Source organism: Gluconobacter oxydans, assembly GCF_006539685.1.
GTDB classification, from domain to species: Bacteria; Pseudomonadota; Alphaproteobacteria; order Acetobacterales; family Acetobacteraceae; genus Gluconobacter; species Gluconobacter oxydans.
Map to the genome: position 1 here is coordinate 1 of NZ_BJNM01000039.1, position 14,237 is coordinate 14,237.

Annotated in this window: 11 protein-coding genes and 1 tRNA gene; 4 read left to right on the forward strand and 8 right to left on the reverse strand. The window is 61.6% G+C overall.

Going from position 1 to position 14,237, the window contains the following annotated elements; all coding sequences use genetic code 11:
- The 4 genes from GOX01_RS13020 to GOX01_RS11230 form a co-directional block, all read left to right on the forward strand.
- On the forward strand, positions 1-268 hold a 268-nt coding region (locus GOX01_RS13020; protein ID WP_218023018.1), incomplete at its 5' end, for a hypothetical protein.
- Positions 255-1,328 (forward strand): DUF7146 domain-containing protein, encoded by a 1,074-nt coding sequence (locus GOX01_RS11220; protein WP_024716751.1) that lies wholly within the window; start codon positions 255-257, stop codon positions 1,326-1,328. The genes GOX01_RS13020 and GOX01_RS11220, both read left to right, overlap by 14 nt.
- Positions 1,279-3,192, forward strand: coding sequence for a DUF927 domain-containing protein (locus GOX01_RS11225; RefSeq protein WP_011252621.1), 1,914 nt, complete (start codon positions 1,279-1,281; stop codon positions 3,190-3,192). The genes GOX01_RS11220 and GOX01_RS11225 overlap by 50 nt, the downstream gene beginning before the upstream one ends.
- A gap of 185 nt (positions 3,193-3,377) precedes the next feature.
- Complete coding sequence (locus GOX01_RS11230; RefSeq protein ID WP_062269003.1) at positions 3,378-3,926, forward strand: recombinase family protein; 549 nt, start codon at positions 3,378-3,380, stop codon at positions 3,924-3,926.
- Positions 3,927-4,591: 665 nt separating this feature from the next.
- On the opposite strand, the gene GOX01_RS11240 is transcribed toward GOX01_RS11230, so the two are convergent.
- The 8 genes from GOX01_RS11240 to GOX01_RS11275 all read right to left on the reverse strand — a co-directional run bounded on the left by GOX01_RS11240 (position 4,592) and on the right by GOX01_RS11275 (position 14,081).
- Positions 4,592-4,667, reverse strand: a tRNA-Lys gene (locus GOX01_RS11240).
- 118 nt (positions 4,668-4,785) lie between these two features.
- On the reverse strand, positions 4,786-5,661 hold the full coding sequence (locus tag GOX01_RS11245; protein WP_011252623.1) for a ParB/RepB/Spo0J family partition protein: 876 nt from the start codon (positions 5,659-5,661) through the stop codon (positions 4,786-4,788).
- A 6-nt stretch (positions 5,662-5,667) separates the two neighbouring features.
- On the reverse strand, positions 5,668-6,471 hold the full coding sequence (locus GOX01_RS11250; protein WP_011252624.1) for a ParA family protein: 804 nt from the start codon (positions 6,469-6,471) through the stop codon (positions 5,668-5,670).
- Positions 6,461-7,042, reverse strand: coding sequence for a 16S rRNA (guanine(527)-N(7))-methyltransferase RsmG (gene rsmG, locus GOX01_RS11255; RefSeq protein ID WP_011252625.1), 582 nt, complete (start codon positions 7,040-7,042; stop codon positions 6,461-6,463). Before rsmG ends, GOX01_RS11250 begins: the two co-directional genes overlap by 11 nt.
- Positions 7,039-8,895 (reverse strand): tRNA uridine-5-carboxymethylaminomethyl(34) synthesis enzyme MnmG, encoded by a 1,857-nt coding sequence (gene mnmG / locus GOX01_RS11260; protein WP_011252626.1) that lies wholly within the window; start codon positions 8,893-8,895, stop codon positions 7,039-7,041. The genes rsmG and mnmG overlap by 4 nt, the downstream gene beginning before the upstream one ends.
- A gap of 3 nt (positions 8,896-8,898) precedes the next feature.
- On the reverse strand, positions 8,899-10,212 hold the full coding sequence (gene mnmE / locus GOX01_RS11265) for a tRNA uridine-5-carboxymethylaminomethyl(34) synthesis GTPase MnmE (protein ID WP_011252627.1): 1,314 nt from the start codon (positions 10,210-10,212) through the stop codon (positions 8,899-8,901).
- Between the two features lie 129 nt (positions 10,213-10,341).
- Positions 10,342-11,778, reverse strand: a complete 1,437-nt coding sequence (locus tag GOX01_RS11270; RefSeq protein WP_011252628.1) for a cytochrome c — start codon at positions 11,776-11,778, stop codon at positions 10,342-10,344.
- Between the two features lie 29 nt (positions 11,779-11,807).
- The gene (locus GOX01_RS11275; protein ID WP_062269005.1) at positions 11,808-14,081 is read right to left on the reverse strand and encodes a PQQ-dependent dehydrogenase, methanol/ethanol family; all 2,274 of its coding nucleotides are present in this window, start codon (positions 14,079-14,081) and stop codon (positions 11,808-11,810) included.
- Positions 14,082-14,237: the final 156 nt, after the last annotated feature.

Below are 14,237 nucleotides of genomic sequence, written 5' to 3' on the forward strand. Positions count from 1 at the left end.
CCCATCAAACCCCGGGACCAAACACCTAGCGGAGTTGGAACGGCGGCGCTTTGCCTATGCAGATCCGGCGATCAGGGCAGCGTCTGATCTTATACGGCAGGCCAAAGCCCGTCTGGATGTGTTGCGTGAGCGTGAAGCTGGTGTCGTCAATGACGTGCCGGATCTTCGTGACGCTTGCGCTGCCCTCTCGGATGCGCTGCAAGGGCGCTGCCCTGTTCTCATGGCGTGGGGCCCCGTCTGGAGCCTGCACTCGCATGAGGCAGCATGACGCGGGCACGCTCTCACGGATGCTGGCGGAGCGCATCGGTGTTCTAGCGCGGGAGCTGCTGCCAAACGGCCGGAAGGATGGTGCGGAATGGCGGTGCGGGTCTCTGGCTGGCGAGAAGGGGCAAAGCCTTGCCGTCCATCTGAATGGTTCTCGGGCAGGTATCTGGGCTGATTTCAGCTCAGGTGAGCGCGGGGACGCACTGGATCTAGTGGCGGCCGTCCTGTTCGCGGGAGATCGGCGGGAAGCGATGAAGTGGGCTGTCAGCTGGTTGGGGCTGGGTGATGGGTCCACGTCTGCTTTCCGAGCTCCTGAGCGCAGGCAGGTTGCGACGGATCGCGGGCGTGAGGATCTGGATCAGGAAGCCCAGCGCAAGCGGGCATCTGCGCGGAAGCTCTGGCATGACACTCCGGCCGGTATCGCCGGAACACCGGTTGAGGCGTATCTCGCCGGGCGGGGCATTGTTCTGCGTGAACTGGGCCGCGCTCCTGGTGCGCTGCGGTTTAATCCGTCTCTCTGGTGTGCCGAGGTACAGAGACCGCTTCCCGCCATGATCGCTGCCATCTGCGGGTCATCCGGAAAGCTGGTGGCTGTTCATCGGACCTGGCTGAGTGAAATGCCAGGCGGCGGCTGGGTAAAGGCCGACCTTCAGAACGCCAAGAAAGTGCTGGGATCATTCGCGGGCGGATGCGTGCGCCTGTGGCGTGGGGCATCGGGCAAGGCGCTGGGTGTAGCTCCGGAAGGTGACATGACGGTCATCGCGGAAGGCATCGAGACGGCGCTATCCGTGGCTGTGGCCTGCCCTGAGTTCCAGGTGTTATCGGCGGTGTCGCTCAGCAACATGGCGGCCGTCGCTCTGCCGGACACTCTCAAAGACATCATCATCGCGGCTGACAATGACAGCGGGAATGAAAAAGCCCGTCGCGCTCTGGAAGCCGCTCTCAAGAAATTCGCATCGCAGGGCCGCACAGTTCGGCTCGCCATGCCTGAAATCGTACATGGAGACTGGAACGATGTCCTCCGGGGAAAAGACACAGACGGGAAGCCAGAGCGGCCGGTCTGATATTCGCAAGGGAATTGAGAACGCCAAGGTGGTCCAATTTCCAGAAGCCAATCAGGGCAGCGCGAAAGCGCAGGAGGTCAGTGAAGACCGGCGGTTCATTTATCGAGATGATGGGATCTGGCGTCGAAATGGTGATGGCGCGCCCTTTTTCCTCTGTGGGTCCGTCGAGGTGCTGGGGGAATCACGTGATGAAGCCGGGCAGAACTGGGGGCTGCTTCTTGCCTGGCGGGATCGTGACGGTCATCGTCATGAGGAAGCCTTTGCGCGTGCCCTGTTCGCTGGTGATGGCAATGAGATCCGGACACGGTTGGCAGATGGTGGCCTCACGCTGGGCGCAGGTGCTAAAGCCAAGGCGGCTTTCCTGGAATGGCTGGCGAGCTTGCAGAGTTCTCAGCGGGCCAGAAGTGTCACGCGGATCGGCTGGCATCGGTTTGGCGGCGGGGATGTGTTTGTCCTGCCAGATGAAACGCTGGGAGAGACCTCTGAGCGTGTGGTGTTGCAGACGTTGGATCGTGAAGCATCGCTGTTCGGAGTTGCTGGCACGGTTGAGGACTGGAAGATCCAGATTGGTGCGCTGTGCATGAAAAACAGCCGGCTGGTCTTTGCCGCGTCCTGTGCGTTTGCCGCGCCGCTTCTGGGGCTGCTGGGTGAAGAAGGCGGCGGTATCTCGTTCAAGGGCTCCAGTCGGTTGGGCAAGAGCACGGCTTTAAGGGTGGCGGCGTCGGTCTGTGGTGGCACGCCTCAGAATGGGGCAGGAGGCTATATTCGCTCTTGGCGCTCTACTGGAAACGGGATCGAAAGTACGGCGCTGGCGAGCTGTGATGTGCTGCTGCCTTTGGATGAAATTGGGCAGCTGGATCCGCGTGAAGCTGGTGAGGTCGCCTATCTGCTTTCGAACGGGCAGGGCAAGGCGCGTGCTTCTCGCACGGGTGGAGCGCGGACCGTGGCGCGGTTTCGCATTCTCTTTCTGTCTACCGGTGAGCTCGGACTGGCCGATCTGAACCGGGAGGCCGGAAAGGCGACAAAGGCCGGGCAGGAAGTGCGGTTTGCGGATCTGCCTGCTGATGCCGGACATGGACAGGGACTGTTTGAGCATGTCCATGACCATGACACGCCGGACGCCTTTGCCCGTCATCTGCGGGTGGTTACAGGGCAATATTTTGGTGCGCCGCTGCGTGCCTTTCTTCATCGGCTCACACAGGATCTGGCGCAGTCAGGGAATGAGGTTGTCCAGGATCGGCTTCGGGTCCGAATGGGCGAGATCATGCGAGAATGGTTGCATCCCTATCCTGAGGCTTCGGGACAGGTGCGGAGTGTTGCTGCCCGGTTTGCGATGGTGGCGGCGGCCGGTGAGCTGGCAACGCAATACGGGCTGACCGGCTGGGAGCACGATACGCCCACCGTGATGGCTGGGATCTGCTTCGAGGCGTGGCTTGCAGAGCGTGGCACGGTCGGGCGACGTGAGGACGAGCAGGCGGTGGCTCAGCTGCGTGACTTCATTGCCAAGAATGGTGAGGCCCGGTTTGAACGCTGGGTTGATCCTGCCCAGGGGGATGCCGCGCAATCAGAAGAGAGCCAGCCGCCGGGCGAACGGTTCCGCACTCAGAACCGGGCAGGCTGGAAGCGCTGGATGAAGGGAGACGGCGGACGGTATGAATGGCGCTACTTCCTGACCGCTGAAGGGATGTCCGAAGCTCTGGCGGGGCTGAACCGGCGCAATGCTGTGCAGACGCTGATTGAGACGGGATATCTGCTGCCGGGGAAGGTAAAGAACTCTGCTGTCATTTCTCCACCTGGTCATCGCAACGTCAGGGCTTATGAGGTGAAGGCGTCTATCCTCGGAACGGAGGAGGGGGACCGCTGAGGCGGTCTCCTTTTGCCATGCTCTCAGTGCATGGATTGTAGGTGTCTCTTTTGAGTATACCGATACGAGACATTTTCATGAGACACAGGATTGGCGGTTTCCTCTGTCTCATTTGGGTTGATTTTTCCATATGAGACATTCTATGAGAAAGGTCTAGACCCAAACGAGACACTTGGAGCCGCCTCATGACCATTTACGGTTACGCCCGCGTCAGCACGACGGATCAGGATCTGACAATTCAGCAGCAGGCTCTTCAGGCGACCGGGTGTCAGGTCATTCGATCAGAGAAGGTATCGGGAACTTCCACCGCCGGGCGTAAAGAGCTGCAAACCCTGCTCGCGTTCCTTCAGGCCGGTGACGTTCTTGTGGTGACGCGGATTGATCGCCTGGCGCGTTCTATCGCGGATCTCCAGACCATCATGCACACTCTCAAGGATAAGGGCGCAGCTTTGCGTTGTACGGAGCAGCCAGTGGATACCACTACGGCGGCGGGCAAGGCGTTCCTGGACATGCTTGGGGTGTTTGCCGAGTTCGAGACGAACCTGCGGCGTGAGCGTCAGCTGGAAGGAATCAAGGCTGCGAAGGAACGCGGGATCTATACCGGCCGGAAGTCCTCCATTGATCCTGAGCGGGTGCGTCAGTTGAAAGACGAGGGAATCGGACCGGCTGAGATCGCAAAGCGCCTGGGCATTGGCAGGGCCAGTGTCTATCGCATTCTGTCTGCTGGGTCCTGAGATCGGACTGGTCCGGCGCGGCCCGGATGTGTGGTCTGCGCGGTCAGCGCAGGAAGTTTCCTTCCCGCGATTTTTGTCTTGTTATGCGCAATACGCATGGCTTGTCCATCTCAGGCTGGCAGAGCGGAGTGGAACCCAGAAGCGCCCGATAGAAGAAAACCGCAGTTTTCCGGGAAATGAGGCGAGCGATCAATAACACCTTTGAGAAGGTGTTACGTGGCAATCCCCAAAGGTGTTATTGGAAAACTTATATAAAACAATACCTTACAAGGCGAATAAACACCTTAACACCTATAACACCGTTTTCAGACCAAGGGAGAGAAAGACAGAGCCAAAGCCCTCTGACATATGCACAAAACGCATATCTCTCAAAATGCTTGGGTCCCTCCTAGAGGGTTTGCCATCCGGGGGTAATTCGCACCCCGGTAAGAGGCACTTTCTGCGTAAACCGAAAAATGGGTTTGTGTTGTTGTTGTTGCTGTCGAGAGCGTGACGTTCCGGGGTGGCCCATGCTGGCAGCAAAAAGGCCAATGTTTTTCAGATGAGTCCGGATTGAGTCCGGGAGATCCGCAGAGTCCGCAAAGCCACAATCCAGCAAGAGCCTTGTAGGCTGCTAGGACAGTCTAAAAATCGCAGATTTTCAAGGGAATAACCGGAGACGGGCATGGTGGGCACACAAGGGCTCGAACCTTGGACCCGCTGATTAAGAGTCAGCTGCTCTACCAACTGAGCTATGTGCCCATGGCCCGTCTACCGGTGGAGCGGCTTATAGCGGGATTTTGCCCCGGGCTGCAAGGGGTTTTTCATCTTTTCGTGCAGTTTAGTGCTGAAAAAATGAAAAACCTTTTATTTCAATGGTTTACCTGCGGTTGAGCAGGCGCATGACGCTCTCGAACTGCTCCAGGGACGTGTAGTCGATCTTCAGGGAGCCGCCTTTTTTTCCGTTATAGGAAATATGGACTTTCAGTCCGAGGCGGGAGGAGAGGTCGTTTTCGATCTGCAGGATTTCTGCGTCCCGTGCCTTTTTGGCCGGTGTCTGGGTATTTTTGCCGCCAGCTAGAGCTTCGGTTTGGCGCACGTTGAGGCCACGGGCGATGACGATCTTGGCTGCGGCGACCGGATCGGGGTGGGTCAGCAGGGCGCGGGCGTGACCGGCCGTGAGTTCGCCGTTGCGGACGTAGGCGCGGACTTCCGGCGGCAGGTTCAGCAGGCGCATGGTGTTGGTGATGTGGGGGCGGGACTTGCCCACGGCACCGGCCAGTTCTTCCTGCGTCAGGGTATAGTCCGTGACCAGGCGCTGCAGGCCCTCGGCCTCTTCGATCGGGTTGAGGTCCGCGCGCTGGAGGTTCTCGACCAGGGCGGCGGCCATGGCGTCCGTATCGTCCAGTTCGCGGATATGGACGGGGACGCTGTGCAGGCCTGCGAGTTGTGAGGCGCGCCAGCGGCGTTCTCCGGCGATGATCTGGTAATGGCCCGGCTTTTCCGGATCAGGACGGACGAGCAGGGGTTGCAGGACGCCGCGTGAGCGGATGGAATCGGCCAGTTCGGACAGGCGCTCGGGGTTCATGTCCTGTCGCGGCTGGAAGGGGCTCGGGGCCAGAACATCCACCGGCAGGGAGGAAAGCTGCTGCGGCTGGGCATTCGCACGCGTGGCGCGGGCGAGTTGCGGGGCCTGATCGCCCAGAAGAGCCGCGAGGCCGCGACCAAGACGCGGAGAACTGTCCTTTTTGGCCATCGCCGGTTACGCCTTTGCCTTGTTCTTGTTGCGTTTGATCAGTTCGTCCGCCAACGCCAGATACGCGATGGCACCCGTGGAGCGGGCGTCATAGTCGAGTACGGGGCTACCGTGGCTCTGGGCTTCGGAAATACGGATGTTGCGCGGAATGAGCGTCTCGAACACCTGATCGCCAAAGAAGCCGCGCGCGTCCTGTGCCACGAGTTCGGACAGGTTGTTGCGGCGGTCGTACATCGTCAGGACGATGCCTTCGAGATGCAGGTCGGCATTGAAGGCGCGGCGCACGCGGTCGATGGTGCGGACGAGCTGGCTGATGCCTTCGAGCGCAAAGAACTCGCATTGCAGCGGCACGATCACGCTGTCAGAGGCGACGAGCGCGTTCAGCGTCAGCAGGCCCAGGCTTGGCGGGCAGTCGATCAGGATGGTGTCGTAATCGCCTTCGAGCGCGCGCAGGGCGTCACGCAGGCGGTATTCGCGACGCTCATCGCCGATCATTTCCAGCTCGGCACCCGCCAGTTCGTTATTGGCGGTGATGATCGCCAGATTGTCGAACCCGGTCGGCTGGGGCAGGGCGTGGGGCTCTGCTTCCACCATCAGCGCGGCATAGGTGCCGGTGTTGCGCTGGTCGTAGTCGATGCCCAGACCGGTGGAGGCATTGCCCTGCGGGTCCAGATCCACGAGCAGGACGCGCTGTCCCTGACGGGCGAGACCGGCTGCCAGATTGATGGTGGTGGTGGTCTTGCCGACGCCTCCCTTCTGGTTGGTGACGGCAATGATCCGGGTGGTGGGAGATTCGGTTTTAGACGACACGCTTGAAATCACTGACCTTGATGATGGCTCCGCCGGGGTCGGTACGGCTGGGAATAATGCTGTGGCTCATGTGCCAGTCGGCGCTTGCCTCGGTCAACTCGGCCTGTGCCTTCTGTCCCTTCAGGAAGAGGCAGAACCCGTCTTCTTTCAGTAATGGCCGCGCCCATTCGAGGAGCCTGTTAAGGGGAGCCAGCGCCCGGGCCGTGATGATGTCGGCCGGAGGGGGGCTGGCGGCTTCGATACGCTTGGCGATGACTGTGACCCTGGCTTCGCAGATGCGTCCGGCTTCCCGCAGGAAGGCGCATTTGCGCTGGTCCGATTCGATCAGGGTGACGGGGTTTCCGGTGGCGATGGCCAGAATGATGCCCGGAAAACCGCCGCCCGAACCCAGATCGGTGATGGTCTTACCTTCGGGGATCAGTTCCGCGAGCTGGAGGCTGTCCTCGATATGGCGTGGCCAGAGTTGGGCGATGTCACGCGGGCTGACGAGATTGATCTTCGCGTTCCACTGCACGAGCAGGTCGGCAAAGCGCTCCAGCCTCTCGTGTGTTTCACGTGAAACGGTGGTCATGACAGGGTCCTTACATGGGCCAGCAGGGCGACCAACGCGGCAGGTGTGACCCCGCGCACGCGCTGTGCTGCGGCGAAACTGGTCGGGCGGGCCTGGGAAAAGCGCTCGCGCATTTCGCTGCTCAGGCCGCCGATGGCAGTGTAATCCAGATCGGCCGGAAGGGCGATGGCACTTTCGGATGCGAGCTGTCGAATTTCACGATCCTGCCGGTGAAGATAGCCGTCATAACGGGCTTCGGTCTCGACATGGCGACGCACGCGCAGGGGAAGTTCGGCGAACCAGGGGGCCAGCGTGTCCAGCTTCGTATGGTCGCCGTTACTCGCGAGGACATCGAGAACCGTGCGCCTGCGACCATCCAGCGAGACTTCAAAACCGACGTCGCGCAGGGTTTGCGGCAGGAAGGTCGTCTCGGCTGCACGGGCCATGGCGGCGTCGAGTTCCGCCTTCTGGGCGGTGAAAGCGGCTTCGCGTTCGGGCAGGACGCAGCCTGCGGCGATGCCTTTTGGCGTCAGGCGCAGATCGGCGTTGTCGGCGCGCAGAGTGAGGCGATACTCGGCGCGCGAGGTGAACATGCGATAGGGTTCGCTGATGCCGTGCAGGGTCAGATCGTCGATCATGACGCCGAGATAGGCGTCGCTGCGGTCCAGCGTGAGCGGTTCATTGCCTGCCGTGGCGCGGGCGGCGTTCAGGCCCGCAAGCAGACCCTGTGCGCCGGCTTCTTCGTAGCCGGTCGTGCCGTTGATTTGCCCAGCGAGATACAGGCCCGGCAGGCGGCGCAGTTGCAGGGAGGGCAGAAGTTCACGCGGGTCCACGTAATCATATTCGACGGCGTAACCTGCCGTGACGATGCGGGCGTTTTCCAGACCGGGCATGGTGGCGATCATGGCGGCCTGCACATCGGCGGGCAGGCTGGTGCTGATGCCGTTCGGGTAGACCAGATCGCCGCCCGGATTGCCGGGCAGGGCTTCGGGCTCCAGAAAGACCTGATGCGATGTGCGCTCGGCGAAGCGGACGACCTTGTCCTCGATGGACGGGCAGTAGCGTGGGCCGCGTCCGGCGATGGCGCCCCCATACATGGCCGAGCGGTGCAGGTTCTCGTTGATGATCCTGTGGGTCTCGGCGGTCGTGTGGCTGATGCGGCAGACGACCTGCGGGTTGATGATGGCCGTCGTCATGGGGCTGAAAGCCTCGGGCTCGGCATCGCCGGGATCGGCCGGGAGGTTGTCCCAGTCGATGCTATCTCTGGCCAGACGTGGTGGGGTGCCGGTCTTGAGGCGGCCCATCTGGAGGCCGAGCGCATAGAGCCGTTCGCCTAGACGCTTTGCCGGAGCTTCGCCGATGCGTCCGGCTTCCGTCTGGGTGTGGCCGACATGGATGACGCCGCGCAGGAAGGTTCCGGTAGTCAGTACGACGGCGCCGCAGCGGAACTCGCGGCCGTCTTCGCAGATGACGCCGGTGATGCGGCCGTTCTCTTCGATCAGGTCTCCGGCGGCGCCTTCGAGGATTGTCAGGTTTGGCGTGGCAGCCAGAAGATCCTGAATGGCGGCGCGATAGAGCGAGCGGTCGGCCTGCGCGCGTGGACCGTGGACGGCGGGGCCCTTGGAGCGGTTGAGTAGTTTGAAATGGATGCCTGCGCGGTCTGCGGCCTTGCCCATCAGGCCATCAAGCGCGTCGATTTCGCGCACGAGATGGCCCTTGCCGATCCCGCCGATGGCCGGGTTGCAGGACATGGCGCCGATCGTTTCAAGCCGATGGGTGAGCAGCAGGGTGCGCGCGCCGAAGCGGGCCGATGCCGCTGCGGCTTCACATCCGGCATGACCGCCGCCGATCACGATGACATCGAAATCGCTCAAAACCTACTTCCCGATACAGAACTGCCCGAAAATTGCATCGAGCAGGGATTCAACATCAACACGTCCCGTCAGACGCCCCAGAGCCAGCATGGACAGGCGAAGTTCCTCGCCCCGAAGCTCCGGCCATGTCGCGGTCCGTGCGTGGTCCAGATGGGTTACGGCCTCCTGGATTCCGGCGCGGTGTCTGGCGCGGGTCAGTGGAGGCGCGGCGGAACCGGCCATGAGTTCTGCCACCCGTTCGGACAGGATCTGACGCAAGGCAGCAAGGCCTTCGCCGGACTGCGTGCTGATCCCTAACATGCCGGGCGGGGCTGGTGCGATGTCGATTTTCGTCCGGATGGGAATTTCCTGTCCGGACAGGGTGTCGAGGCTCTCATCCGGGCCGATCAGATGCAGCACGACGTCTGCCTGTTTCACGTGAAACAGTGCGCGGCGGATGCCTTCGGCTTCGATCTCGTCTTCGGTTTCGCGCAGGCCGGCCGTGTCGATGAGGCGCAGGCGCACGCCATCCAGAACCCAGTCGAGCGCGATGGCATCGCGTGTGGTGCCTGCGCGATGGGTGACAATGGCGGCGTCTGTTCCAGATAACGCATTGAGAAGACTGGATTTTCCGACGTTTGGTGAGCCTGCGATTACGACCGTCAGGCCCTGACGCATGAGTTCACCGCGATTGTCCTGAAGATGGGCGGACATCTCGGTCTGGAGCTTCGAGAGTTCTTCGATCAGGCCGTCTTCCACATCCTGTGGCAGCTCTTCGTCCGGGAAGTCGATCAGGGCTTCCTGATGCGCGAGGACGAGGCGCAGGCGTTGGGCCCAGTCGTCATACAGACGGCTTAGGGCGCCGTCGGCCTGACGCAGCGCCTGTTTGCGCTGGCTTTCGGTTTCGGCGTCCACGAGGTCGGCAATGGCTTCGGCCTGAAGCAGATCCAGTCGTCCTTTCTGGACGGCGCGGCGGGTGAATTCGCCCGGTTCGGCAGGGCGGGCGCCCAGATCTGTCAGGGCGTCGGCGATGCGGGCGATGATAGCGGGGCCTGCGTGGAGGTGCAGTTCGAAGCCGTCTTCGCCGGTATAGGAGTTAGGGCCGGGGAGCCAGAGGGCGACGGCGTGATCGAGCACCTCTCCGTTATGACGCAGGGTGCGCAGGCTGACGCGCCGGGGGGCGGGCAGGCGTCCGTTGCAGAGTGCCTTCAGGATTGCATCGCTGCCTGGGCCGCTGGCACGCATGATCGCGATGGCAGCGCGGGACGGACCCGTGGCCAGTGCGAAAATGACCTGTGGTGTGTTGTCAGGGGCGTCCGGAAGGGATGAGCGCGTCATGGGTTTCTATGTAGTGCAGGTGGCCTTGCGGTGAAATGCCCTGCGGACAGACATGAAAAGCGCAGGCATGAAAAAAGGCGGATCGTTTCCGATCCGCCCTTTCTCTCAGACTGACAGGGGTGGGGACGCTTATTGTGCGTCGTCCACGCCGGTGTGGGTCTGCGGGGAGAAGGTCCAGTCTTCGCCGTAAGGCTGCGGCATGTAAGCCATCCAGCCCTTGCTGGAGACGTTCCAGCCCGCGGTGGAGACCGGTGCACCCGTCGTGCGCAGCTTCTGGATATCGGAAGCGGACACGGTTCCCGGTGCGTTGTTGCCCCAGCCCTTGCGCATAAAGTTCACGACATCGGCCATCTCCTGGTCGGAGAGGTGATTCTTGAACCCGGGCATGGCAACAGCGGACGGTGCGCTGTTGGTCGGGGGCAGGATGCCACCGAAGGCTACGACATTGGCGAGCGACGTCGGATCGTCGGTAATGACGACCGGGTTGCCTGCCAGCGGCGGGAACATGCGGTTGACGCCCGTACCATCGTTCATGTGGCAGATGGCGCAGTTGTGCAGATAGACTTCCGCACCTGCGTTGCCCTGGCCACCCTTGTTCAGCAGAGCGGTCGTCTGACCGTCATCCTGACCGAGGTTCTTGCCTTCCGGCACGGCCGGCATGCTCTTGAGGTACTTGGCTGTGGCGCGCAGATCGTCGTCGGACCAGTGCTGCGTGCTGTAGGCCACCACGTCGGCCATGCCACCGAAGACGGCGGAGTGGTCGATACGGCCGCTCTTGAGGAAGGTGACGATGTCATCTTCAGACCAGCGACCCAGACCCGTGTCGCTGTTGCTGCGCAGGCTCGGTGCGATCCAGTTGTCGATCGGTGCACCACCGGCCAGATAGGCGTTGCCGCCAGCCGTGCCGTAGGCCTTGACCTGCATTCCGAAACCGCGGGGCGTGTGGCATTCGCCGCAATGGCCCGGGCCGTTGACGAGGTATTCGCCGCGGGCAACTTCCGGATCACTGATGCTCTTGTCCACGCCCGGCGTCATGCTCGGGACGAACATGGCGCGCCACATGCCCAGCGGCCAGCGCATGGAGAGCGGCCAGCTGATGTCGGGCGCCTTGTTCTGCAGGGCGACCGGCTTCACGCCGTGCATGAAGAAGGCATACATCGCACGGATGTCGTCATCGGACAGACGTGCGAATTCAGGATAGGGCATGGCCGGATAGACCGTTGCACCATCCTTGCGGATGCCCTTGCGGAGAGCCTTCGTGAAGTCCTCCAGGGTGTAGTTGCCGATACCGTGTTCGGGGTCCGGCGTGATGTTGGTCGAATAGATCGTGCCGATCGGGCTCTTGATCTCCAGACCGCCCGCATAGGGCTGTCCGTGAAGGGCCGTATGGCAGGCGATGCAGTCCGACAGGCGGGCGACATATTCGCCACGCTTGATCAGAGCTTCATCGGCGTCCTGGGCATGGGCGGCGCCGAAAGACACCGCCATGAGGCCGATAGCGGCCGCGAGTTTCCATCCCTGTTTCATCTCAGATACCAGCCTGTCCCGAGTTAATGCGTTCAGCATGTCACGTGCTCCTTATGCAAACCGCTGCCTCAGGGGTGATCCGCGGTCGGAACATCGGCCGTGGACTGCGGGACATTGAGGAACTGATCGTTCGGAACGCCAGTTGAGTTTTCACGTGCCTTGACTTCGTCGTCGTAGGATTGGTTTGCGCGCTTCACGATGAAGTTGCGGATATCCTCGATCTGCTCAGGCGTCATGGACGTGTCGAAGCGGTCCATGCCGTAAGCCGTCAGAGCACCGCGACCAACGAGCTTGTAGAAGCTTTCCCTTCCGCGCGGAGCACCGGACCAGCGAAGGTCAGGCAGAACGCCACCGGAGATCGCGTTGTCGCCATGGCAGGCCGAGCAGAACGTCTGATACATGAAGTATCCGTCCTTCTGGCGGGCCTCGTCATAGGTCGGAACCGGCTTGACGGGGGTGAAGCCCAGCTCGTTCTTCGGCGGCAGGCTGTCCTTGCCGTCAAGCGAGAAGGCGATCACGCGGGAGTGGTTGACCGTCCAGCCCGAGGTGCGGGCAACGCCGCCGTACAGGAACGGATAGATGCCACCCCAGCCCACTTCAACCGCGACATACTGCTTGCCGTTGGCCGTATAGGTCACCGGCGGAGCGATGATCGCGCTCTGTGCGGGGAAGGAATAGAGATCGTTGCCGTTCGTGGCGTCGTAGGCGTGGAATTCGCCGTTTGCCAGACCCTGGAAGATCACGTTACCGGCCGTGGCCAGAAGACCACCGTTCCACGGACCCTTGTGGTTGATCGTGAAGGCCGGAGCCATCTTTTCCGGATCCCAGGCAACCGTCCAGCCCTTCAGGACCTTCAGGAAGTCCTTCTTGGCGGCCACATGCTCCGGATCATTGTCGTCGAAGAGACCGATCTTGTTCATGTCGAGGCCGAGGTTCCAGGCGTCATGGTACGCCTTGAAGCCGCCTTTCTGGCCATCGTACAGGAGCGGGATCTGCTGTGCCGGGATGTAGACCAGCTTCGTCTTCGGGCTGTAGGCCATGGCGGCGAAGTTATGGCCACCAAGCTCACCCGGGATGCCGAGCCAGGGCTTGCCCGTCAGGGTCCACAGGGCGTCAGGCACGTAGTTCGGACGACCCGTAACCGGATCCAGGCCGTTGGCCCAGTTCTCGTAGGTGTAGGGCTTGCCGGTGATGAACTTACCGGTCTTTGCATCGATGATGTAGAAGAAGCCGTTCTTCGGAGCATGCACGATGACGTGGCGCATCTCGCCGTTGACCGGCATGTCGAGCGTCATGATCTGCTGGACGGAGGTGTAATCCCACTCGTCCATCGGCGTTTCCTGGAAGTGCCAGACATACTTGCCGGTGTCAGGATTGATCGCGACGATGCTGCCCAGGAAGAGGTTGTCGCCCTTGCCTTCGGAGCGGAACTTGTAGTTCCACGGCGAGCCGTTGCCGACGCCCAGGTAGACGAGGTCCGTCACCGGGTCATAGACGAGCGAATCCCAGACGGTACCGCCGCCGCCCTGCTGCTTCCAGGCGCCGTTCTTGCCCCAGGTCGGGTAGGCCTTGGACATCAGGATGTCGTCGGAAGCTGCGCCGTCCGGCTTGTTCTCGGGGTTCGGAACGGTGAAGAAGCGCCAGTCGAGCTTGCCGGTTTCCGCGTCGAAGGCAGAGACGAAGCCGCGGGCACCGAATTCTGCACCACCGTTGCCGATCAGGACCTTGCCCTTGGCGATACGGGGGGCACCGTCAACCGTGTAGGACCGCTGGTGGCCGAGCTGGGCCTCCTTGGGGATCGTGTAGACGCTCCAGACCAGCTTGCCGGTCTTGGCGTCGAGTGCGATCAGACGGCCGTCGAACGTGCCGAAATAGACCTTGCCGTTCCAGTAGGCGGCGCCACGGCTGACCGTGTCACAGCAGCCACGGTCGGCGATGTTGCCCGGAACCTTCGGATCGTAGGACCACAGGAGCTTGCCGGTCGCTGCATCCAGCGCCTTCATCTTGCTCCAGTTGGTCGTGGCGTACATGACGCCGTTGACGATCAGGGGAGTGCCTTCCTGGCCGCGGTTCGTGTCCAGATCATAGTGCCAGGCGAGCTTCAGCTTGCCGACATTCTCCGTATTGATCTGGTCGAGCGGGCTGTAGCGCTGCTCGGAATAGGAACGGCCGTAGGACAGCCAGTCCCCGGGATGGCCGCCGTTATCGGAGCTCGTGATTGCTGTGCCGGTATCTTCCTGCGCAAAAGCGACAGGTACCGCTGCTGAAAATGCCAGCGCGGCAGCGCAGCTGAGAAGGCGCTTTTTCGTAACCTTGATCGGCGTCAGTAGACCAGAAGTCATGATCCAACTGTCCTTTTTGTAAAGACTGTTTCCGCTGTGATATTCTGGACCTGTGAAGTCTTGAAAGGGACGGGGCTAATCCTCTCTCTCTCAATCCAACACTCAGTACCGGACACCGGCAGCATGAGAACTTACTGAGCCTATTTTATTGCTTAA

Bases quoted from the DNA above. Each gene is read 5' to 3' on its own strand.
- GOX01_RS11220 (WP_024716751.1), top strand. From the start codon at position 255: ATGAGGCAGCATGACGCGGGCACGCTCTCACGGATGCTGGCGGAGCGC.
- GOX01_RS11225 (WP_011252621.1), top strand. From the start codon at position 1,279: ATGTCCTCCGGGGAAAAGACACAGACGGGAAGCCAGAGCGGCCGGTCT.
- GOX01_RS11230 (WP_062269003.1), top strand. From the start codon at position 3,378: ATGACCATTTACGGTTACGCCCGCGTCAGCACGACGGATCAGGATCTG.
- GOX01_RS11245 (WP_011252623.1), bottom strand. From the start codon at position 5,661: ATGGCCAAAAAGGACAGTTCTCCGCGTCTTGGTCGCGGCCTCGCGGCT.
- rsmG (WP_011252625.1), bottom strand. From the start codon at position 7,042: ATGACCACCGTTTCACGTGAAACACACGAGAGGCTGGAGCGCTTTGCC.
- mnmE (WP_011252627.1), bottom strand. From the start codon at position 10,212: ATGACGCGCTCATCCCTTCCGGACGCCCCTGACAACACACCACAGGTC.
- GOX01_RS11270 (WP_011252628.1), bottom strand. From the start codon at position 11,778: ATGCTGAACGCATTAACTCGGGACAGGCTGGTATCTGAGATGAAACAG.
- GOX01_RS11275 (WP_062269005.1), bottom strand. From the start codon at position 14,081: ATGACTTCTGGTCTACTGACGCCGATCAAGGTTACGAAAAAGCGCCTT.